Annotated in this window: 22 protein-coding genes and 1 tRNA gene; 11 read left to right on the forward strand and 12 right to left on the reverse strand. The window is 72.3% G+C overall.

Annotated features, from left to right (window positions below):
* The first annotated feature begins 233 nt into the window (after positions 1–233).
* Positions 234–1,247 (forward strand): bifunctional lysylphosphatidylglycerol flippase/synthetase MprF, encoded by a 1,014-nt coding sequence (locus BX286_RS34900; RefSeq protein WP_079432291.1) that lies wholly within the window; start codon positions 234–236, stop codon positions 1,245–1,247.
* Between the two features lie 17 nt (positions 1,248–1,264).
* On the forward strand, positions 1,265–1,414 hold the full coding sequence (locus tag BX286_RS36870) for a hypothetical protein (RefSeq protein WP_167747666.1): 150 nt from the start codon (positions 1,265–1,267) through the stop codon (positions 1,412–1,414).
* A 123-nt stretch (positions 1,415–1,537) separates the two neighbouring features.
* Here the strand turns inward: BX286_RS36870 and BX286_RS34905 are convergent, their stop codons facing one another.
* The 3 genes from BX286_RS34905 to BX286_RS36200 all read right to left on the reverse strand — a co-directional run bounded on the left by BX286_RS34905 (position 1,538) and on the right by BX286_RS36200 (position 3,710).
* On the reverse strand, positions 1,538–2,203 hold the full coding sequence (locus BX286_RS34905) for a hypothetical protein (RefSeq protein ID WP_079432290.1): 666 nt from the start codon (positions 2,201–2,203) through the stop codon (positions 1,538–1,540).
* A 3-nt stretch (positions 2,204–2,206) separates the two neighbouring features.
* Complete coding sequence (locus BX286_RS34910) at positions 2,207–3,298, reverse strand: iron-containing redox enzyme family protein (protein WP_237293433.1); 1,092 nt, start codon at positions 3,296–3,298, stop codon at positions 2,207–2,209.
* 327 nt (positions 3,299–3,625) lie between these two features.
* A tRNA-Lys gene (locus tag BX286_RS36200) sits at positions 3,626–3,710 on the reverse strand.
* Positions 3,711–3,887: 177 nt separating this feature from the next.
* On the opposite strand from BX286_RS36200, the gene BX286_RS34915 reads away from it, so the two are divergent.
* Positions 3,888–4,292 (forward strand): hypothetical protein, encoded by a 405-nt coding sequence (locus BX286_RS34915; protein ID WP_079432289.1) that lies wholly within the window; start codon positions 3,888–3,890, stop codon positions 4,290–4,292.
* Positions 4,293–4,356: 64 nt separating this feature from the next.
* On the opposite strand, the gene BX286_RS34920 is transcribed toward BX286_RS34915, so the two are convergent.
* Positions 4,357–4,713 (reverse strand): nuclear transport factor 2 family protein, encoded by a 357-nt coding sequence (locus BX286_RS34920; protein WP_079432288.1) that lies wholly within the window; start codon positions 4,711–4,713, stop codon positions 4,357–4,359.
* Between the two features lie 190 nt (positions 4,714–4,903).
* Between BX286_RS34920 and BX286_RS34925 the strand changes: the two genes are divergently transcribed.
* Positions 4,904–6,301: an aminotransferase class V-fold PLP-dependent enzyme gene (locus tag BX286_RS34925; protein WP_079432287.1), complete on the forward strand. Its 1,398-nt coding sequence runs from the start codon at positions 4,904–4,906 to the stop codon at positions 6,299–6,301.
* A gap of 74 nt (positions 6,302–6,375) precedes the next feature.
* Here BX286_RS34925 and BX286_RS34930 read toward each other — a convergent pair whose 3' ends face one another.
* The 6 genes from BX286_RS34930 to BX286_RS34955 all read right to left on the reverse strand — a co-directional run bounded on the left by BX286_RS34930 (position 6,376) and on the right by BX286_RS34955 (position 12,604).
* Positions 6,376–6,777, reverse strand: coding sequence for a DNA-binding protein (locus BX286_RS34930; RefSeq protein ID WP_100864968.1), 402 nt, complete (start codon positions 6,775–6,777; stop codon positions 6,376–6,378).
* The gene (locus BX286_RS34935; RefSeq protein WP_079432285.1) at positions 6,774–7,058 is read right to left on the reverse strand and encodes a hypothetical protein; all 285 of its coding nucleotides are present in this window, start codon (positions 7,056–7,058) and stop codon (positions 6,774–6,776) included. Before BX286_RS34935 ends, BX286_RS34930 begins: the two co-directional genes overlap by 4 nt.
* Positions 7,059–7,208: 150 nt before the next feature.
* Positions 7,209–7,856 carry a glyoxalase gene (locus BX286_RS34940; protein ID WP_187344323.1) on the reverse strand — a complete coding sequence of 216 codons (648 nt, stop codon included), beginning with the start codon at positions 7,854–7,856 and terminating at the stop codon, positions 7,209–7,211.
* Positions 7,857–7,905: 49 nt separating this feature from the next.
* Positions 7,906–9,615 carry a nitrite/sulfite reductase gene (locus tag BX286_RS34945; RefSeq protein WP_121017865.1) on the reverse strand — a complete coding sequence of 570 codons (1,710 nt, stop codon included), beginning with the start codon at positions 9,613–9,615 and terminating at the stop codon, positions 7,906–7,908.
* A 116-nt stretch (positions 9,616–9,731) separates the two neighbouring features.
* Entirely contained in the window at positions 9,732–10,925 is a 1,194-nt protein-coding gene (locus tag BX286_RS34950; RefSeq protein WP_121017866.1) for a hypothetical protein, read from the reverse strand.
* Positions 10,922–12,604, reverse strand: a complete 1,683-nt coding sequence (locus BX286_RS34955) for a selenium-binding family protein (protein WP_237293432.1) — start codon at positions 12,602–12,604, stop codon at positions 10,922–10,924. The genes BX286_RS34950 and BX286_RS34955 overlap by 4 nt, the downstream gene beginning before the upstream one ends.
* 371 nt (positions 12,605–12,975) lie before the next feature.
* Here BX286_RS34955 and BX286_RS34960 point away from each other — a divergent pair, with 371 nt between their 5' ends.
* The 7 genes from BX286_RS34960 to BX286_RS34990 are packed head-to-tail and all read left to right on the forward strand — an operon-like array spanning position 12,976 to position 19,308.
* A complete protein-coding gene (locus BX286_RS34960; RefSeq protein ID WP_121017930.1) occupies positions 12,976–13,671 on the forward strand; it encodes a phosphoadenylyl-sulfate reductase in 696 nt (231 codons plus the stop codon).
* Positions 13,672–13,697: 26 nt separating this feature from the next.
* Positions 13,698–14,243 (forward strand): adenylyl-sulfate kinase, encoded by a 546-nt coding sequence (cysC, locus tag BX286_RS34965; protein ID WP_100865026.1) that lies wholly within the window; start codon positions 13,698–13,700, stop codon positions 14,241–14,243.
* 53 nt (positions 14,244–14,296) lie between these two features.
* Positions 14,297–15,166 (forward strand): sulfate adenylyltransferase subunit CysD, encoded by an 870-nt coding sequence (gene cysD, locus BX286_RS34970; protein ID WP_261993694.1) that lies wholly within the window; start codon positions 14,297–14,299, stop codon positions 15,164–15,166.
* Positions 15,167–15,168: 2 nt separating this feature from the next.
* Positions 15,169–16,494 carry a sulfate adenylyltransferase subunit 1 gene (locus tag BX286_RS34975; protein WP_261993681.1) on the forward strand — a complete coding sequence of 442 codons (1,326 nt, stop codon included), beginning with the start codon at positions 15,169–15,171 and terminating at the stop codon, positions 16,492–16,494.
* A gap of 2 nt (positions 16,495–16,496) precedes the next feature.
* Positions 16,497–17,624: an ABC transporter substrate-binding protein gene (locus BX286_RS34980; protein WP_100864962.1), complete on the forward strand. Its 1,128-nt coding sequence runs from the start codon at positions 16,497–16,499 to the stop codon at positions 17,622–17,624.
* A gap of 6 nt (positions 17,625–17,630) precedes the next feature.
* Positions 17,631–18,416 (forward strand): ABC transporter ATP-binding protein, encoded by a 786-nt coding sequence (locus BX286_RS34985; protein WP_079432278.1) that lies wholly within the window; start codon positions 17,631–17,633, stop codon positions 18,414–18,416.
* The gene (locus tag BX286_RS34990) at positions 18,403–19,308 is read left to right on the forward strand and encodes an ABC transporter permease (RefSeq protein WP_079432277.1); all 906 of its coding nucleotides are present in this window, start codon (positions 18,403–18,405) and stop codon (positions 19,306–19,308) included. The genes BX286_RS34985 and BX286_RS34990 overlap by 14 nt, the downstream gene beginning before the upstream one ends.
* A 34-nt stretch (positions 19,309–19,342) precedes the next feature.
* Here BX286_RS34990 and BX286_RS34995 read toward each other — a convergent pair whose 3' ends face one another.
* Positions 19,343–20,083, reverse strand: a complete 741-nt coding sequence (locus BX286_RS34995) for a sirohydrochlorin chelatase (RefSeq protein WP_121017868.1) — start codon at positions 20,081–20,083, stop codon at positions 19,343–19,345.
* Between the two features lie 14 nt (positions 20,084–20,097).
* Positions 20,098–20,886, reverse strand: a complete 789-nt coding sequence (locus BX286_RS35000) for an AfsR/SARP family transcriptional regulator (RefSeq protein WP_237293431.1) — start codon at positions 20,884–20,886, stop codon at positions 20,098–20,100.
* Positions 20,887–21,080: the final 194 nt, after the last annotated feature.

A 21,080-nucleotide genomic window follows, 5' to 3' on the forward strand; every position in this document is an offset into this window, starting at 1 on the left:
TCGGATTTCCCGTCCGAACCGCCGGGTATTCCCTGCGATCGGAAACTCGAATGTGCGAATGAGAGTCTTCCATTCCCTGTCTGACTGAGGCCTGACGCCCATCTGACCAGCGTTTTCAACTGACTTGGCCCTGACGGAGGGCTGACCTGGGGCGGGACCGGCCTTGTGGTGCCCGGCGCCCCGTGCCATAAGTAGCCGTAGTGCCGCAGTGCTGCCCCGAGAATGGATTTCACATGACCGGAACGATTCTGGAGACGGACGTCGCGCTCGACGCCATCCGGCAGTACGCGGACGCCGGAAATCCGAGCGCGTATTTCGCCTTCAGCGACGGGAACAGTTATTTCCGGCTCCCGGACGGGCCCGGAGTGATCGTCTACCGGCCCGTCGGCCGCTACCTCGTCCAGTTCGGCGGCCCCTTCGCCCCCTTCACCCCCGCCGGCCCGGACGGCCCCCGCGCCCGCCTCCTCGCCGCGTTCCGGGACTTCGCCGCCGGACAGGGCCGCGAGATCGTGTCCGTACAGCTCCAGGGAGCGGACGCCGACATCTACGTCGACCAGGGCTTCACCGTGAACCAGATGGGCGCCTCCTACGCCGTCGACCTGGAGACCTTCACCCTGGCCGGCACGAAGTTCATGCAGCTGCGCAACAAGATCTCCCGCGCCCTGCGCAGCGGCCTGGAGATCAAGGAGGTCGCGTACGAAGACCACGCGGCCGCGATCGCGGAACTCGACACCGCCTGGCTCTCCACCAAGGGCGAGGGCGTCAAACCCCTGGAGTTCCTGGTAGGCCAGACCGGCGGCCGCTACCAGCACCTGCGCCGCCTCTTCGCCGCCGTCCGCGACGGCGAACTGATCGGCTACGTCTCCTACGCCCCCGTGTACGGGCCGCAGCCGGGCTGGATGCACGACCTGAGCCGCCGGCGGCCCGACTCCCCGCCGGGGGTGATGGAAGCCCTCAACAAGGCCGCCATCGACGTGTTCACGGCCGAGGGCACCCGCTGGCTGCACTTCGGCTTCACCCCCTTCACCTCCCTGACGGCCCCGCAGTTCCCGGGCCACAGCCTGGGCTTCCACTGGTTCATGGAGCACCTCTGGGAGCACGGCGCGCACATCTACCCGGCGCGCACGCAGCTGGAGTACAAGCAGAAGTGGGCGCCCTCCGCCGTACTGCCGGAGTACATCGCCTTCCAGCACGGCGCGAGCCTGCCCGCGCTGGTCCACGTCTTCCGCGCCTGCAACGCGGTCTGAGAGGGAGGTCGTACGTGATGCCGTCCGACGAGATCGAGACCCAGGGCCTGCTGGTCGTGGACCGCTTCCAGGCCTGCGCGGCCGCCCCCGACGACCTGGAGGCCGCCCGCCTGTGCGACGCGGACCTGGCCCGCCTGGACGCCCTCCTGCGCGCGGCCGGGAAGTAGCACCCCGCGCGAAGGGGCCCCGCCGGCTCGGCCGGCGGGGCCCCTTTCCCGTGTGCGCGCCGCGGAAGGGCGCAACGGAGGGGGTGGTGGGGAGGGAGCTCCCCACCACCCCCTCGGGCGGTGTCAGCGCAGGGCCGGGCGGGTGGTGATCAGGGTGCCGGCCGGGCCGCGGACCAGCATCGGGCGCCGGCGCAGGGCCGGCTGCGGGCCGGACGGGGCGAAGACGTGGGCCACCAGCAGGTCCTGCACGGCCGGGCCGTCCGGGCCGGCCCGCAGCTCGTGACCGTCGTAGGCGATCACCCGCCGGTCGAACAGCAGCCCCTGCCCCGGCCCGAGCTCGGCCTCCAGCAGGGGCACCTGCGGGCCGGCGCCGTACAGGCGGGACCGGCCCGTCCCGCCCCCGGTCCGTCCGGCCACCGCCACGAGGGCGAACTCGCAGGCCCCGGGCACCGGTCCGGGCAGCCGCACCGGGACCGTCTCCCCGGCGGGCGCGACGGTCCGCACCCGGTGCAGCTCGATCAGCCGGTCCGCGTGGACGTCCAGCCAGGGCCCGCACAGGGCCCGCCGCAGCAGGGCCGAGAGCCCCGCCGCGAGCCCCCGGTCCGTGCCGCCGTCCCCGGGCGGGGACGCGTACGGGAGCACGGGCCGGAACAGCCAGTCGTCGTCGGCCGTCCAGGACATCCGCAGCCTCAGGACCTCCGGCCGCGGGTGGTCGCGGAAGGCCGCCGCGACCACCCCCGGCACGGGGTCCAGCCCGACGAGCGCGTAGCCGTGCTCCCGTGGGGACACGGCTCAGCCCGCGGCGACGGGAGTGCGCTCGGCCGAGAGCCGGGCCAGGTCCAGGCGCTCGTCGAGGTGGCGGGCGGAGGAGTTGGCGCGCCACAGCGCGCCCCGGGCGATGCCCCGGCGCATGTAGGCGGTGCCGGCGCTCGGGATGACCACGTTGTGGAACCAGCCCGCCGCGTGCTGCGAGTCGATGGTGATGTGCAGCCGGTGGTAGGTGATGCCGACCTCCGGCAGGCCCAGGCGCTCCCAGGCGCGGACGACGTTGCGGAACCGGTCGGGGGCCAGCCACTCGGTCATGCCGAGGAAGCCCACCGCCTCCGGGTACAGGTGCCGGTAGCGGCACAGCAGCACCGCGAGGTTGCCGGAGTGCAGGTCGGTGGTGGTCATGGCGGCCTCGAGGTCCTGGTCGCGGACGTCGAAGACCTCGTAGATCTTGTTGAAGAGGTGGGTGTGCACGGCCTCGGGGTCGCCGTTGCCCATCTCGTCCCAGTAGTTGGCGGCGATCTCCATCTTGCTGGCGCCGGCGGTGCCGATCTGCATCATCGCGAGGAAGTCGTCGAAGCGGCCGTCGATCAGCGACTCCTGGATGACGTACGTGCGCAGGTCCTCCTCCCGCGCCTCGCGGTTGATGAACTCGGTGTAGTAGGGGTGCTTGAAGGCGCGGTGCCCCCGGACCCGGCCCTTGAGCCAGGACAGGAACGCCTTGGGCTCGGTCGGCGCGGACTCCAGCAGGCCGGGCTCCAGGTGGGCGTCCTCGGCGGCGAGGGTGGCGTTCTCCAGCAGCCGGGTGACCTCGTGCAGCAGGACCGAGCCCTCGGCGCTCGGCCGGTCGGGGATCTGCATCACGGTCTGGTAGATGCGCGAGAGCAGGAGCTGCTGGTGGTAGTGGGCCTCCTCGCGGCCGGGGCCGGCGACGGCCGCGGCGTTGAGGTCGGTGACGGCCTCGACGATGCGGGCGCGCTCGCCCAGGTACTTGGCGTCGATCTCGTCGGCGTCGACGGCCAGCCAGGACGAGATCTCGTCCACGAGCGCGGCGGAGTCCGTCCTGCGGAGCACGGGAGCGGTGTGGTGGTCGCTGCTGGGCAACTGCGTCTCCATGTCTGTCGGGGTCGCTCGGGAGGCGACGTCAGTTCGGCTCGCGCCGGGCTGGGATGGGCAGGGGGGCGGATCCGTCGACGGGACCCCCGGGGCGGAAGGGGCCGGCTGGGCCGTGAAGGCCCGTGGAGGCCCGTGGAGGCCCGTGAAGGCCGTGAAGGCCGCGAGGGGCCGGATACGGCCGCTCCGCGGGTCCGAAGAAGACGGGACGGGATGGGACGGACGCTGACGGGAGGCCCTGTCGGGCGGCGGTCCGGGCGGCGCCGCATGCCAAAGACACGCGCATCCCTGGTATCGGTTCGGGATGCGCGTGCCTGGGATGAGCACCTGCGGAGAGGGCAGGATTCGAACCTGCGTGGGCAGAGCCCGTCCGGCGAAGAGCCGGACCCCATTCGGCCGCTTTGGGTACCTCTCCATCGGCCTTTCGTGCCCTCAGCTTGGCACGCGGCGGCTGACACGGGACTGATGGATATCTGAGACCGTAAATTCCCGCGCCGTCCCCGATCGGTCAGGGCCCCATCAGCGCCGGCTGGGATAGTGAAGGGCGATCGATCCCGACCTGATAGCGACTTCACGTACACAGGGAGTTCCCGTGACCGCCGAGACCGTCGAGACCGCCCCCGAGACCGCCAAAATCGCCGTTTCCCGCCTCTACAACGACGAGAACGGCGAATCGCATTTCATCGACGAGACGCTGGAGGTGACGGCCCTCAATTTCGCCCCGCCCGCGCCGTCGCTGTTCGTCTCCGAGGGCATACCGGCCAAGCAGGCCGTGTACCTGTACATCCCGGCCGGCTGGTTCGGCGACTTCCACCCGGCGCCGCGCCGCCAGATCATGACCCTGGTCAGCGGCAAGATGGAGTGCGGCGTCAGCGACGGCACCTGGCGCACCTTCGTGCCCGGCAACACGCAGCTGGTCGAGGACACGGTGGGCAAGGGGCACGCGACGAAGGCCCTGGAGGACTGCGTGATGATCGTGTCCCAGCTGGCCGACTGACGCATCATCACCTCACGGAAAGGGCCCGGGCCTTCAAGGCCCGGGCCCTTCTCCTTCTCGACTGTCAGCCCTTGACGTAACCGAAGCTCTCGACGAGCTTGCCGCCCTCCAGGCGGTGCACGTTCACCCCGCGCACGAAGTCCTTCGGGCCGCCGCCCCAGCGCAGCGTCCAGCGGCAGACGGAGCGCTCGCCGGCCACCCAGACGTCCTCCACCTCGAAGGTCATGTGCTCGTTGCCCGCGATCGCGGTCCAGAACTGCAGACATTCGTCATAACCGACGTGCTTGGTCCCGTCGGGGGCCGGCCCGGAGTTCTCCAGGCGGCAGTTCTCGCCGAGGATGTCCTTCAGCAGGCCGGGGTCGTGCAGCTGGAATGCCTGGTTGAACTGTTCGATAACCTTGCGGGTCTGCTCGTCGGACATCGGAACTCCTCAAGTCTCATGACTCGGCACGGATGGTGGACCGTAGGACGGGGCGGATCGGCCGGACCGGCCGGACCGGCCGGGGCCACAGGAGAAAGTAATACAGTCCAACGGCCCTCTGTCCAAGGTTTTGGAAGTTCCGGCCATTTGAGTCAGTCGCACGTCAGTGCCGGCCGCCTAGCTTTGTACTATGACCACAGCAGACAGTGCGCCTCTCGCATTGGCCTATCAGCAGGCCACCGAATATCTGACGGGCCTCGCCGAGCGGCCGGTGGGTGCCACTGCCGGCTCCGAACAATTGCTGAAAATGTTCGGTGGCCCGCTGCCCGCCGGACCGTCCGACCCGGCCGGGACCATCGAGGTCATCGGCCGCGCGGTGGCCGAGGGCGGCATCCCGACGGCCAACGGCCCGCGCTACTTCGGCTACGTCACGGGCGGCACCCTGCCGGTGGCGATAGCCACCGACTGGCTCGTCGCCGCCTACGACCAGACCGCCAGCCTCTACAACCTCTCCCCGGCCATCGCCGTGGCCGAGGACGTGGCCGCCCAATGGGTCCTCGAACTCCTCGGCCTGCCCGCGCACGCCTCCGTCGGCTTCCCCACCGGCTGCACGATGGCCCACCTGACCTCCCTCGCGGCCGCCCGCCACAAGCTCCTGGCGGAGGCCGGCTGGGACGTGGAACGCGAGGGCCTGGGCGGCGCGCCGGAGGTGGCCATCGTCGCGGGCGCCCAGCACCACATGACCATCGACCTCGCCGCCCGCTACCTCGGCTTCGGCACCGCCCGCATCCGCAACGTCCCCGTGGACGCCAAGGGCCGCATGATCCCCGCCGAACTGGAGCGGACTCTTTCCTCCCTCACCGGGCCGGTGATCGTCTGCGCCCAGATCGGCGACGTCAACTCGGGCGCCATCGACCCCGTCGGCGAGATCTGCGACATCGCGCACCGCCACGGCGCCTGGGTCCACGTGGACGGGGCCTTCGGCCTGTGGGCCGCCGCCAGCCCCAGGCTCCGCCCCCTCGTCGACGGCGTGGAACGGGCCGACTCCTGGGCCCTGGACGCCCACAAGTGGCTCAACGTGCCCTACGACTGCGGCATCGTCGTCATCGCCCACCCCGAGGCCCACCGCGCGGCCATGCTCAACGAACGCGCCGGCTACCTCCCGCCGGGTACCGACGGCGAACGCGACGCCATCGAATGGGTCCCCGACTTCTCGCGCCGCGCCCGCAGCCTCCCCGTCTGGGCGGCCCTGCGCACCCTGGGCCGCGAGGGCGTCGCGGACCTGGTGGAACGCTGCTGCGACCACGTCCGGCACTTCGCCGAACGCCTCTCGGGCGTGCCCGGCGTCGAACTCCTCAACGACGTCGTCCTCAACCAGCTCCTGGTCCGCTTCGGCGACGACGACGAGACCACCCGCAGGGTCATCGCCCGCATCCAGCGCAGCGGCGTCTGCTGGTTCGGCGGCACGCTGTGGGAGGGCCGGGCGGCGATGCGCATCTCGGTGGTCAACTGGCGCACGACCCGCGAGGACGTGGACCGCAGCGCGGACGTCATCCTGAACTCCCTCACCGCAGAACTCACCCCCTGACCCCCAGGCCACCCCCCACCCCCCGGCCGGGCCCGAACCCCCGGGCCGGGCCGGGGCGGGTGCTCGAACCGGGGTCAGACCTTCTCGACGCTCACGCGCGGGTGTCCGGTGGTGAGTACGGAGATGTCCTCGACGTCGGACGTCAGGATCGTGACCCGGCCCGGCTGGGCGGCCAGGGCAGTGGCGCACAGCATGGCGTCGATGGCGTACTTGTGGCCGTGCAGGCCGGCGGTGCGCAGCAGGGTGGCAGCGGACTGGGCGATGGCCTGTGTAACGGGCTCGACCCGCAGCCGGGACAGCGTCCACCCCAGTGCTGCGTCGTTGATCCGGGGGTGGATCACCTCCACGAGAACCGCAGCCGATGTGATCACCGGAAGATCGGCTTCACGGGCTGCGGTGAGCCACGCTTGGACCTCCGGGCCGCGTTGCACGGCCTGGGCCAGGCCCTCGCTGTCCAGAACCAGCGCACCGCTCACGCTGCCGCCTCGGCCCCCGAGGATGTGCCGCCGGTGAGTCTGGCACGCTTGGCGGCCACGGCCTCGGGGTCGGCGGGCCCGTTGACACGCTCGAAATCTGCGATGAGCTCGTCCAGGTTGTCGCGTTCGATCTGCCGCTGGGCGGCCCTCTCCAGGTATGCGGACACGCCCCGCTTGCCGACCCTCTCCCGGATGGCTTGCAGGGTGCCGGCGGTGAGGGAGACGGAGATGCCGCTGCTGGGGCCGTCGCCGGGCGGGAAGTCGGTGTCGTCGTCAGCCATGACACGATTATGGCATTTCGAATGCCATACGGCGAGCTGCGCATCCGGGGTGCGTCCGGCCGTGAGTTCACCACCGCCGTCGGCAACGTCGAGCCGCCTGGTCATGCCCCCGCCCACCGGGAGGCGCCGCACGGTGACGCGCGGCCCGGGCTACGCGGCGGCGGCTTCCCAGGTGAAGCCGTCGGGGTCGGTGAAGGTGGCGGTGGTGCTGCCGAGGACGATGCGGTGCGAGCCCGTGCCCTCGACGGGGACGCCGAGGTCCTTGGCCAGGGCGCTGCGCTTGTACAGGGCCAGCTTGACGGGGCTTGAGTGGGTGGGGGCGAACTCCGTGTACTTGGCGCCGAAGCTCTTGGCGACGGTCAGGCCCCGCTCGACGTAGAACTGGCGGGTGGCTTTCACGGCCTCGACGCCGAGGAGCAGGATCAGGTCGTCGATCCGGTTCGTGTCGGGGCCGGTGTCCTTCTTCTCGGAGGTGGCGATCTTCCAGATCGTGCCGTCCGGGGCCTGGACGACGCCGCCGTAGCCCCACAGGGACTTGGCGGTGGGCTTGAGGACGGTGGCACCGGCGTCCACGGCCGCGCCGAAGAAACCGTCGACGGTGGCCGGGTTGGCCACCGTGAGGCCCAGGGTGAACCCGCGGAATCCGGTGGAGGGGGTCTGCGAGGGCCGTAGGTGGATGTGGGTGTCCACGCCGAAGGCGGTGTAGAAGTGGCGGGCGGCCTCGACGTCGTCCACCTCGAGGGTGACGGAGGCGAGGGACGTGGGGGCGGTGGTGGGAGTCGTGGTTGCCATGGCCATCACGCTACGGGCGGCACCGCGGCCGGGGCTTCTCGGATCCTGACCATCCCTACTGGAGGTCCGGCTCCTCGCAGCGGGCGACCCATGAGGCGAAGGGTTCCGTCGGGGACGTGCGGCCCGCCAGGTAGGCGCGGGTGACGCGTTCCACGTAGTCGGGGAGGTCCGCCGCCGTGGTTTTCAGGCCGCGGAGCTTGCGGCCGAAGGCGCCCTCCTGGTCGGCGGCGAGGGAGAGGGTGCCGCCCAGGTGGATCTGGAAGCCTTCGACCTGGCGGCCGTTCTCGTCCGCGACCAGCTGGCCCTTCAGGCCGATGTCGGCCACCTGGGTGCGGGCGCAGGAGTTGGGGCAGCCGTTGAGGTTGATGTTCAGGTTCGGGAGGGCCGGCTCGGACGCCAGGCGCTTTTCCAGTTCCGCCACCAGGGTGGCCGCGCGTTCCTTCGTTTCGACGATCGCCAGCTTGCAGTACTCGATGCCCGTGCAGGCCATCGTGTTGCGGCGCCAGGGGGAGGGGCGGGCCTGGAGGCCGATCTCGGCCAGGGCGGTGATCAGGGGTTCCGGGTCGGCCACGTCCAGGACCAGGAGCTTCTGGTACGGGGTGAGGCGTACCCGGCCACTGCCGTGGGTCTCCGCCAGGTCGGCCAGGGCCGCCAGCTTCGTGCCCGAGAGGCGGCCGGCGAGGGGGGCTGCGCCGACGTAGGACAGGCCGTCCTTCTGGGGGTGTACGCCTATGTGGTCGATCGGGGCCGGCGGGAGCGCGGGGGCCGGGCCGTCCTGGAGGGGGCGGCCCAGGTACTCCTCCTCCAGGACGCGGCGGAACTTCTCCACCCCCCAGTCGGCGACGAGGAACTTGAGGCGGGCCCGCCCGCGCAGCCGCCGGTAGCCGTAGTCGCGGAAGAGGCGGGCCACCGCCGCCCACACGTCCGGGACGTCGGCGAGGGGGACCCACACCCCCACGTGCTGGGCGAGGATCGGGACGGTCGAGAGCCCGCCGCCCACCCACATGCCGAAGCCGGGGCCGTGCTCGGGGTGGACCGCGCCCAGGAACGCCAGGTCGTTGATCTCGTACGGGACGTCCGCCAGCCAGGACACGGCCGACTTGTACTTGCGCGGCAGGTTGGACAGGGACGGGTCGCCGATGTAGCGGGCGGCGATCTCCCGTACGGCCGGAGTGGCGTCCAGGACCTCGTCCGCGCCGACCCCCGCCACCGGACTCCCGACGATCACGCGCGGGCAGTCCCCGCACGCCTCGGTCGTCGACAGGCCGGCCTCCTCCAGCCGCCGCCAGATCGCCGGCACGTCCTCGATCCGGATCCAGTGGAACTGCACGTTCTGCCGGTCCGTGATGTCCGCGGTGTTGCGGGCGAAGCGCATCGAGACGTCGGCGACGGCCCGCAGCTGGGCGGCGTCGAGGGTGCCGCCGTCGCTGCGCACGCGCATCATGAAGTGCTCGTCCTCCAGCTCCTCCGGGGAGAGCGAGCCGGTCTTCCCGCCGTCGATGCCGGGCTTGCGCTGGGTGTACAGCCCCCACCAGCGCATCCGGCCGCGCAGGTCGTCGGGGTCGATGGAGGCGAAGCCCTCGCGGGAGTAGACCCGTTCGATGCGTTCCCGGACGAGGAGGGGGTCCTCGACCGCCTTGAACTCCTCGTTGGCGTTGAGGGGGTCGTACTCGCCCAGCGCCCACTGCCCCTCCGGACGCTGGGCGGCGGCGGGGCGCGCGGTTCTGGCGGTCCGGACCGGCGGCGCGGCGACTGTTTCCGTCATGGTCCTGCTCCTTGTCGGGTCGGGGGCGTACCGGGCGTACCGGGCGTACCGGGGCGTCGGGGCCTCGGGGGGTGGGCGTCCGGCGTCCGGAGTCGTGGCGTCGGGGCCTCGCGTCGTCAGGTGGTGCCGAGGGCCGCTACCGGGACGATCATTCCGCTGGGCAGCCAGTTCGCGGATCCGCCGTGGTGGTGGCCGCCCCCGGCGGAGCCGTCCGGCGCGGGGCCGCCCCCGCTGCCCGGTACGTACAGCACCGCCGCCGCGTAGAGCTTCGCGGGCGCCGGGCCCGCCGCACCGCGGGCCGTGCGCCAGGCCTCGTACCCGGCGGCGCTGGGCACCTCGCCCGGCAGCCGGTCGCCCAACGCAACGGCGTACTCGACCGCGGCCGGGCTGTTCGGGGCGTAGCGCAGCGGGATGAGCTGGCCCGCGCTGGGGGAGAGCAGCGGCGCGGTCAGCAGCCAGGGCGCCAGGTAGGTGCCCTCGGCGACGGTGCGGCCGGCCTCGACGTCGTGGACGGCGGCGTCCGCACCCGCCCAGCCGGAGGTGACCAGCAGCGGGCGGCGGGAGGAGGCGTCGGGGGCCTGCACGGAGAGGCCCGCGCGGGCGGCGGATGCGCGCACCTCGGCGGCCGCGGCCCGGCCGCGCGGGGAGTCGTCCTCGACGAGGGAGACGGCCCGGGTTCCGCGTCCGGCGAGGAAGCCGACGGTCTCCCGCAGCGCGGCCGCGTCGGCGGCCGGCAGGGCGTCGGACGGGCAGCCGGCCGGGGCCTTCGCGCTGCCGCCCAGCACCGCGCCGGCGGCGGCGCTCGCGCACTCCGGCCCGTCGGCGCCGCGCAGCCCGGCCGGGGCCGGGGCGGCACTCGCGCGGCCGGTGTCCACCGAGAGGGGAGCGGCGGCCCCGCCGGCGGAGACCCACACCTGCCCGGGCCCGGCCGGCAGTTCGACCGGGATCCAGGTCAGGGCCGACCCGGGCCGGGGCCCGCCCTTGGCGAGGCGGTCCCGGCCGGTGCCGGCGGAGGCGTCGGGGGCGGCGACGGCCACCAGGTTGAACCCGGGCCGGTTCGGCACCACCAGCACCGGCACCTGCTTGCCGCCGAGGCCGACCGAGCCCAGCACCGGCCCCCCGGACGCCCGGGCCGCGGCCCCGCCGGCCGGCGTCCCCAGGCTCCCGGCCAGCGCCGCGCACGCCACCGCCGCGGCGAAGTACGCCGTGGCGGCGGAGCGGCGGGCGAGCAGCCGGGTGCGCAGGAGCAGCAGCACGCCCAGCGCCAGGGCGGCGGTCAGGACGACCGCCGCCAGGAGGACCGCGTTCACCGGCGGACGACGCCGTCGCTGACCACGAACAGCACGCCGTGCGGCTGCGCGTCGCCGTAGTCGCCGTGCGGCCACGACGCCCGGTTGAAGCCGACGCACGGCTTGCCGGTGTTCTCGTCGCGGAAGGACCGGTCGAGGGTCACCCGGCCGCGCCGGTCGAGGTCGAACATGCACACCCGGTGGTCGCCGCCGCCGCCGAAGGAGCCGGCGACGAAGTAGTTGGCCACCGCGATCCGGCTGACCTGCGTGGTCTCCCGGTACACGCCGTCCGCGCCGCGCTTGAAGTTGTCCATGGCACCCCAGTGCGGGCCGCCGGAGCTGACGTCGCGGATCGGGACGGTGCTCACCAGCTCCGGGCAGTCCCGCTCACGGCCGCCGCGGCTCGCCTCGGCGAGCTCGTCCACGGAGCACTTCGCGCCGTTCCCGGCGGCGAGGAGCTTTTGGATGTCCAGCACGTAGACCATGCCGGTCGTCTGCTCCAGGGGCTTGCCGTACGGCACCGACTGGCCCATCACCGTGTGGAACAGGAACCGGTCGTCGGGGCTGACGGCCAGCCAGCTGCCGTTGTCGCCGCTGCCGGTGATCTGCCGGTCGCCCTGGAAGGTGCGGTAGGCGGTCGTGTCGTCGAAGACCTCCTTCCACTGCGGAGCGGGCGCGGTGATGTCCGGGGTGTAGAAGACGGCGCCGCCGGCCATCGAGGAGACGAACGCCCCCTTGTGCCCGGGCCGGTTGGTCAGTGCCGTCTCCATGACCACCCGGGACTCGCGGAAGAAGGCCCGCGGCTCCTGCGCCCCGCGCGGCCCGTCGGCGACCTTGGACACCGACTTCAGCACCGGGTCGTCGCGCTTGGTGATGTCGAAGACGCGGACGGTCTGGCGGGCCAGGTTCTCCTTGAGCGCCGAGTCCGGCGTCATGAAGTTGCGGGCCTCGGCGAAGTCGCTGGCGACCATGACGTTCAGGTCCTCGCGCACCGCGATGCCGTGCGGGTTGGCGCAGGTCGCGGCCGGCAGCGCCGGGACGTTGCCGCACTGGGCCGGGTCCTCGCCCGCCTCGGTGGCGGCCGGGATCTCCGCGAGGGTCCTGCCGTCCTTGCCGATGCGGACGATCTCACCGGGGGAGCCGGCGGCGCCGTTGCCGACCCGCACCTGGCCGTTCGTGTAGGTGCAGGGGCCGGTGACGTTCGGGCCGCCCATGTACGTGCCGTACGCGGTGCCGTCGCCCAGCACCTGGTAGGCGTCGGGGAGGGTGCCGCAGGGGGTGTCGGCGGCGGTGTTGACCCCGGCGATGGTCAGCGCGGGCAGGGCCTTCGCGTCGAAGACGAAGGTGGTGTCGCCCATGATGCCGCCGGCGTAGATCCGGTCGCCCTTGTGCCACACGTACTGCATGTGGTGCGGCTCGTTGCCGTTGTTCGGGCCGACGGTGACGGTGTTGGCGACCTTGCCGTATGTGGGGGAGTCCGGGGTCGCGTCGATGACCGTCAGGAAGTCCGGGGCGGGCTGCTTGGCCGGGCCGGACCAGACGAGCATCCACTGCCGGCCCGGGCCGCCGGCGGGGGCCACCAGGTGGTTGGTCGCCGAGTAGGTGACGCCGTCCGAGCCCTGGAAGGTGGAGGTCCAGGTCTCCGGCGTGCCGGCGGCGGCGGGTTCCGCCGCGGTGAGCATGGAGGCGGTGAGTCCCACCGCCGACAGACAGAGTGCGAGGCGGCGTATCAGCCTTCCTCGGCGCGGTCCTTGCAGGCTCATTTATCCGGGTGCCTCTCCGAGGATATCGGGCAGAAAGTGGGGGGAAATCGGCAGGCTCTTTCCGTCACTCTCGCAGAGAGGCGCTGGCGGTCCGCTGATGAGCCGCTTACCGGGTCCTGACCACGCCCCATAAAACCCCCGGAATCAAAGAAACATGCAGGTAGAGAGGGTACGGTGAATGCTTCGTCCGGAAAATGCCCCCGATCAGCGGACGGTCAGTGCTTTATGTGTCGGCATTGCTAATCTCGGCTCAGAGAATTCCTGACCGGTTCGCCGCGTTCCCCTTTCGAAGGAGCCGCCGGGTGACGATGACCCAGGCACACGGAGACAGGAAAGAGCTGGCCGAGCGGGCGGGCCGGGAGCTGGAGGACGCCTCCGCGCTGGAGATCCTCACCTGGGCCGCGGAGACCTTCGGTGCGAAGCTCTGCGTGACCTCCTCGATGGAGGACGCGGTGGTCGCCCACCTCGCCTCCCGGGTCATGCCGGGCGTGGACGTGGTGTTCCTGGACACCGGCTACCACTTCGAGGAGACCATCGGCACCCGCGACGCGGTCGAGGCGGTCATGGACGTCAACCTCCTCACGCTGATGCCCTGCCAGTCGGTCGCCGAGCAGGACGCCCAGTACGGGCCGAGGCTCCACGACCGCGACCCGGACCTGTGCTGCGCGCTGCGCAAGGTCGGCCCCCTCGACGCGGGCCTCGCCGGCTACGAGGCGTGGGCGACGGGCCTGCGGCGCGACGAGTCCCCCACCCGGGCGGACACCCCGGTGGTCGGGTGGGACGAGAAGCGGGGCAAGGTCAAGGTCTCGCCGATCGCGCGGTGGACGCAGGAGGACGTGGAGGCGTACGTCGCCGAGCACGGGGTGCTGACCAACCCGCTGCTGATGGACGGCTACACCTCCGTCGGCTGCGCCCCCTGCACCCGCCGGGTCGCCGAGGGCGAGGACGTACGGGCCGGCCGCTGGGCCGGCCGCGGCAAGACCGAGTGCGGACTGCACGGCTGATGACCCGACGTACGGAGACGGAGCTGATGAGCGTGAGCGGCCAGGGGGCGACGGTGTGGCTGACCGGTCTGCCCAGCGCGGGCAAGACCACCATCGCCTACGCGCTGGCGGAGCGGCTGCGGGGCGAGGGCCACCGGGTGGAGGTCCTCGACGGCGACGAGATCCGCGAGTTCCTCTCCGCCGGTCTGGGCTTCAGCCGCGAGGACCGGCACACCAACGTGCAGCGGATCGGCTTCGTCGCCGAACTCCTCGCGAGCAACGGCGTCAAGGCCCTCGTCCCGGTGATCGCCCCCTTCGCCGACAGCCGCGAGGCCGTCCGCAAACGGCATGCGGCCGAAGGCACCCCGTACCTGGAGGTCCACGTCGCGACCCCGGTCGAGGTGTGCTCCGAGCGCGACGTGAAGGGCCTGTACGCCAGGCAGGCGGCGGGCGAGATCTCCGGCCTGACCGGCGTCGACGACCCGTACGAGGCACCGCAGACCCCCGACCTCCGCATCGAGTCGCACACGCAGACCGTCCACGAATCCGCCGCGGCGCTGTACGCGCTGCTCGAACAGAGGGGCCTCGCGTGACCACCGTCATCCCCATCCGCAGAGCCCCACGGGCACTGGACCACCTGGACTCGATGGAGTCGGAGGCGGTGCACATCTTCCGCGAGGTGGCGGGCGAGTTCGAGAAGCCGGTGATCCTGTTCTCCGGCGGCAAGGACTCCATCGTCATGCTGCACCTAGCGCTGAAGGCCTTCGCCCCCGCCCCGGTGCCCTTCGCCCTGCTGCACGTGGACACCGGCCACAACTTCCCCGAGGTACTGGCCTACCGCGACCGCGCCGTCGCCCGGCACGGTCTGCGCCTGCACGTGGCCTCCGTCCAGGAGTACATCGACGCCGGCATCCTCCAGGAACGCCCCGACGGCACCCGCAACCCCCTCCAGACCCTCCCCCTCACCGAGGCCATCCAGCAGCTGGGCTTCGACGCCGTGTTCGGCGGCGGGCGCCGGGACGAGGAGAAGGCCCGCGCCAAGGAGCGGGTGTTCTCCCTGCGCGACGAGTTCTCCCAGTGGGACCCCCGCCGCCAGCGCCCCGAGCTCTGGCAGCTCTACAACGGGCGCCACGCGCCCGGCGAGCACGTCCGCGTCTTCCCGCTGTCCAACTGGACCGAGCTGGACGTCTGGCAGTACATCGCCCGGGAGGGCATCGAACTGCCGGAGATCTACTTCGCGCACGAGCGGGAAGTCTTCCGGCGCAACGGCATGTGGCTGACCGCCGGCGAGTGGGGCGGCCCCAAGGACACCGAACCCGTCGAACGCCGTCTGATCCGCTACCGCACCGTCGGTGACATGTCCTGCACCGGCGCCGTCGACTCCGACGCCGCCGACCTGGACGCCGTGATCGCCGAGATCGCCGTCTCCCGCCTCACCGAGCGGGGCGCCACCCGCGCCGACGACAAGCTGTCCGAGGCCGCGATGGAAGACCGCAAGCGCGAAGGGTACTTCTAGCCATGGACGACGTGGACGACGTGGACGAGATGGACGACACGACGACGACGCTGCGCTTCGCGACCGCCGGTTCCGTGGACGACGGCAAGTCCACCCTGGTCGGACGCCTCCTGCACGACTCCAAGTCGGTCCTCGCCGACCAGCTGGAGGCCGTCGAGGCCGCTTCCGCCCGGCGCGGCCGGGACGCCCCAGACCTGGCCCTCCTCACCGACGGCCTGCGGGCCGAGCGGGAGCAGGGCATCACCATCGACGTGGCCTACCGCTACTTCGCCACCGCCCGCCGCCGGTTCATCCTCGCCGACACCCCCGGGCACGTGCAGTACACCCGCAACATGGTCACCGGCGCCTCCACCGCCGACCTCGCCGTGGTCCTCGTCGACGCCCGCAACGGCGTCATCGAACAGACCCGCCGCCACGCCGCCGTCGCCGCCCTCCTGCGCGTCCCCCACGTCGTCCTCGCCGTCAACAAGATGGACCTCGCCGGATACGAGGAGGGCGTCTTCGCGGAGATCGCCGAGGAGTTCACCGCCTACGCCTGCGCCCTCGGCATACCGGAGATCACCGCCATCCCCGTCTCGGCCCTCGCCGGGGACAACGTGGTCGAGCCCTCCGCGCACATGGACTGGTACGGCGGCCCCACCGTCCTGGAGCACCTGGAGACCGTCCCCGTCGGCGACGCCCTCACCGCCCCCGCCCGCTTCCCCGTCCAGTACGTGATCCGCCCCCAGACCTCCGAACACCGCGACTACCGCGGCTACGCGGGCCAGATCGCCTCCGGCGTCCTGCGCGTCGGCGAAGCCGTCACCGTCTTCCCCTCCGGCCGCACCAGCGTCATCGAGGCGATCGACGCGCTCCGCCCCGGCCTTGGACCGCTCACGGCCGTCGACACCGCCTGGGCCCCCCAGTCCGTCACCCTCCGCCTCCGGGACGAGGTCGACGTCTCCCGCGGCGACCTCATCGCCCCGGCCGCGGCCGCCCCCGCCACCACCCAGGACGTCACCGCCACCGTCTGCCACGTCGCCGACCGGCCCCTCAAGCCCGGCCAGCGCGTCCTGCTCAAGCACACCACCCGCACCGTCAAGGCGATCGTCCGGGAGATCCCGTCCCGGCTGGCCCTCGACGACCTCTCCCAGCACCCCGACCCCGGGAAGCTGTCCGCCAACGACATCGGCCGCGTCGTCCTGCGCACCGGCGAACCCCTCGCCCTTGACGCCTACGCGGACTCCCGCGCCACCGGATCCTTCCTCCTCATCGACCCGTCCGACGGGACCACCCTGACCGCGGGCATGGCCGGCGAGGCCTTCACCGAGACCGAAGGGACCGTCTGACGATGTCCCCACCGCGCCGCCCGCGCCGCCGACGCCCCCGCCCGGCCGCCCTGCACGTCCTCCTCCTGGCCTGCGCCGCCGCCCTCGCCTCCTGTGGCTACGGATCCCGGGCCGACCAGGTCCCCGCCGCCGCCCAGGCCCCGGCGGGCGCGGCCGGCACGAAGCTCTCGGCACGCTCCGTGACCCTCGGCTACTTCCCCAACCTCACCCACGCCACCGCCCTGGTCGGCATACGGGAGGGCCTGATCGGGCGGGAGCTGGGCGGGGCGGCCCTGAAGACCACCACCTTCAACGCGGGCCCCGCCGAGATCGAGGCCCTGAACGCGGGCTCCGTCGACATCGGCTTCATCGGCCCCTCGCCCGCCGTCAACGGCTACGCGAAGTCCAAGGGGCGCAGCCTGCGCATCATCTCCGGCTCCGCTTCCGGCGGCGTCCGGCTCGTCGTGAACCCGGAGAAGATCAAGAGCCCGGACGACCTCAGGGGCAAGAGGATCGCCACCCCGCAGCTCGGCAACACCCAGGACGTGGCCTTCCTCGACTGGATCGCGGCCCGCGGCTGGAAGGTGGACGCCGCCAGCGGCAAGGGCGACGTCTCGGTCGTCCGCACCAACAACACCGTCACCCCCGACGCCTACCGCTCCGGCTCGGTCGACGGGGCCTGGGTGCCCGAGCCCACCGCCTCCAAACTGGTCGCGGAGGGCGCCACCGTCCTGCTCGACGAGGCCGACCTGTGGCCGGACAAGAAGTTCGTGATCACGAACGTGGTCGTCTCGCAGAAGTTCCTCAGGGAGCACCCGGACGTGGTCGAGGCCGTCCTGCGCGGCACCGTGAAGACCAACGAGTGGATCAACGCCCATCCGGACGAGGCCAAGGCCTCCGCCAACGCCGCCCTGGCGTCCCTCACCGGCAAGGCCCTGGAACCCGAGGTCATCGACCGGGCCTGGCCCTCCCTCCTCGTCACCGACGACCCCCTTCCCGCCACCCTCCGGGCCCAGTCCGCACACGCCGTCGCGGCCGGACTGCTGGAGGACCCCGACCTGAACGGCATCTACGACCTCGGACCGCTCAACCGGGTCCTCGGCTCCCTGCACAAGCCCCCGTTCCCGGCCCCCGACGACCAAGGGAGGTGAGCCGCGGTGGCGACCGCACTCATCGACGCGGAGAACACCACGGCGCTCACCCGGGCCGTCCGCACCCGGCACCTCTCGAAGTCCTTCCCCGGCCCCGCCGGCCCCCAGCCGATCCTCGACGACATCAGCCTGGACGTCGCCCCCGGCGAGTTCGTCACCCTCCTCGGCGCCTCCGGCTGCGGCAAGTCCACCCTCCTCAACCTGATCGCCGGCCTGGACACGCCCACCTCCGGGTCCGTCACCACCGGGGGCCGCCCGGCGCTGATGTTCCAGGAGCACGCCCTGTTCCCCTGGCTGACGGCCGGGAAGAACATCGAGCTGGCGCTGCGGCTGCGCGGGGTGGCCAAGGCCGACCGCAAGCCGGAGGCCGAACGGCTGCTGGAGCTGGTCCGCCTCGGCGGCGCCCACGGCAAACGGGTCCACGAACTCTCCGGCGGCATGCGCCAGCGCGTCGCCCTCGCCCGGGCCCTCGCCCAGGACAGCCGCCTCCTCCTCATGGACGAGCCGTTCGCGGCCCTCGACGCCATCACCCGCGACGTCCTCCACGGCGAACTCACCCGCATCTGGGAGGAGACCGGAGTCTCCGTCCTCTTCGTCACCCACAACGTCCGCGAGGCCGTCCGCCTCGCCCAGCGCGTCGTCCTCCTCTCCTCCCGCCCGGGCCGGGTCGCCAGGGAATGGACCGTCGACATCCCCCAGCCGCGCCGCATCGAGGACGCCGAGGTCGCCGACCTGTCCCTGGAGATCACCGAACACCTGCGAGGGGAGATCCGCCGCCATGGCCGGCACTGACCTCAGCCCCCGGCACCCCAGGCCCCGGGACGCCGGCCCCCGGCCCGCCGCCAACGAGCTGGCCGGACTGGACGCGCTCGACGCCCACCACGGCACCGGCCGGACTCCCCTGCGCCGCGTCCTGGTGGCCAAGGCCCTGCCCCCTGCGCTGGCCGTCGCCCTCGTGCTGACGCTCTGGCAGGTCCTCGCCTCGGCCCACGTCACCGACGACTACGTGCTCCCGCCGCCCGCCGCCGTCTGGGACAGCCTCGCCGACCTGTGGTTCAAGGGCACCCTCTTCGACGTCGTGTGGACCAGCGTCTGGCGCGGCCTGTCCGGGTTCCTGCTCGCCCTGGCCATCGGCACCCCGCTCGGCCTGCTCGTCGCCCGCGTCCGCCCCGTACGGGCCGCAATCGGGCCGATCCTGTCCGGCCTGCAGTCCCTGCCCTCGGTGGCCTGGGTGCCTCCGGCGGTGCTCTGGCTGGGCCTGGACGACTCGATGATGTACGCCGTCATCCTGCTCGGTGCCACCCCCTCCATCGCGGGCGGCCTCGTCTCCGGCATCGACCAGGTCCCCCCGCTCCTGCTGCGGGCCGGCCGCTCCCTCGGCGCCACCGGACTGCGCGGCGCCCGGTACGTGGTCATGCCGGCCGCGTTCCCCGGCTACCTGGCAGGCCTCAAGCAGGGCTGGGCCTTCTCCTGGCGCTCCCTGATGGCCGCCGAGATCATCGCCAGCTCCCCCGACCTCGGCATCGGCCTGGGCCAGTTGCTGGAATCCGGCCGGGAGACCTCCGACATGGCCCGGATCTTCCTGGCCATCGGCCTGATCCTGCTCGTCGGCGTCGCCGTCGAGCTGCTGGTCTTCGGCCCGCTGGAACGCCGGATGCTGCGCGGCCGCGGCCTGCGGACCTGACACGGGAGGCGGCAGGGGCCCGGGCGCGCGGCGGTCACGCCGCGAGGGCCCGGGCCTTCGCCATGGCCCCGTCGTAGCGCAGCAGCACCAGCCGGACGAGTTCCGGCGCGGTGCCCAGCACCCCGCCCAGGACGTCCGCCCCGCCCGCCCCGGCACCGGCCGCGATCCGGTCGGGGAGCCGGCCCGGGGCCAGTACGAAGGGGGCCACCGCCACCCGCCGTACGCCCTCGGCTCGCAGCGCCCGGACGGCGTCCCCGGTAGCGGGGAACAGGCCCGCGGAGGCGAAGGCGGGGCGTACGGCGCGCCAGCCGGTGCCCTGCCAGGTGCGGGCGATCCCCGCGAGCACGGCGGCCGCGCCGGGGTCGGCGGTGCCGGCGGCCGCGAGCACGACGCCGGTCGTCGCGCGGTCGTGCGGGCCGAGTCCGGCCTCGTACAGCCGGCGTTCCAACGCGGCCGTCAGCAGCGGGTGGGGGCCGAGGACGGGGGCCTGCCGCACGAGGAGGGGGGCCGGGGCGGCGCGCAGCGCCCCGGGCAGGTCGTGCCTGGCGTGGAAGGCGTGGCTCAGGAGCAGGGGCTGGGCGACCACCCTGACCGTACCGCCCTGCGCCATTCTGGCCAACTCCCCAGGTACGGAGGGGGAGTCGAAGTCGAGGAAGGCCGTGCCCACCCGCAGTCCGGGCCTCGTCGACCGGATCCGCCGGGTGAGTGCGCGCACCGTCGCCGCGTGCCGGGGGTCACGGCTGCCGTGCGCGACGAGCAGCAGGTGCTCGTCCATCTCCGGGCTCTTCCCTAGCTCGCGACGAGGGCCGGAACCGGCCAGTAGGGCTCGTCCTGGAGCAGCATCGGGTCGTGGGTGAGGATCGCCCGCTCGTACTGGCTCAGCACCGGGGAGGGCTCGATGCCCTGGGACTCGATCATGTTGTGCCGGCACTGGCGGTAGACCGTCAGCGCGTCGAGCTGGCGGCCGCAGCGGTACAGGGCCCGCATGAGGAGCATGCAGAACTGTTCGTGGTTGGGGTTGCGCGAGTAGAGCTCGGTCAGTTCCGGGAGTATCCGCTCGTGCCCGCCGGTGCGCAGTTCGAGGTCGTAGAGCAGGATGAGCGCCGAATTCCTGGCCTCCTGATATCTCGTGGAGGCGGTCTGGCAGATCGGGCCGCCGGTCAGTCCGCCGAATACCGGGCCGCGCCAGCGCGAGAGTCCCTCGCGGAGGTCGGCGATGTCCTGGCGGAGTTCGGGAAGGCTTTCGTTCCCCGTCCGCGCGTGGACGGCGTCCACGGTGTCGAGGAAGAGGTAGGCGTCGAGCTCCCACCGGTCGAAGAGGAACAGGTAGCCGGAGGTGCTCGTCACCACGCGCGAGCCCTCCCGCTCGGGCTCGACCGCCGCCAGGGTCCTGCGGACCCGGCTGACCTGCGCCTGGAGGGCGTTCTCGACCTTGTTGGGGGGTGTGGTGCCCCAGAGTTCGAGGATGAGGGAGTCGACCGTGACGAGGGATCCGCCGGCCGCGAGCAGGGCCGCCAGGAGCGTCTGCTGCATGGCGCCGCCGAGCCGTACGGCGACCCGCTGTTTGACGATTTCCATGGAGCCTAGGACTGAGAACAGCAACACAAACATCTCCCCGCGAGATGGAAAGAGAACGGTGTCGTGTGCACTGGCGCCGGGTGATCGATTCGATTCCGGAAGCGAACTCGACATGCTCTGGAAACTTAGTGGACCGATCGGTCCCGACCGTACTTGGTCGGGCCGGAGCGTGTCAATGAAGCCCCGGAGCCCCC

This window comes from Streptomyces sp. 3211.6 (genome assembly GCF_003634815.1).
Taxonomy (GTDB): Bacteria; Actinomycetota; Actinomycetes; order Streptomycetales; family Streptomycetaceae; genus Streptomyces; species Streptomyces katrae_A.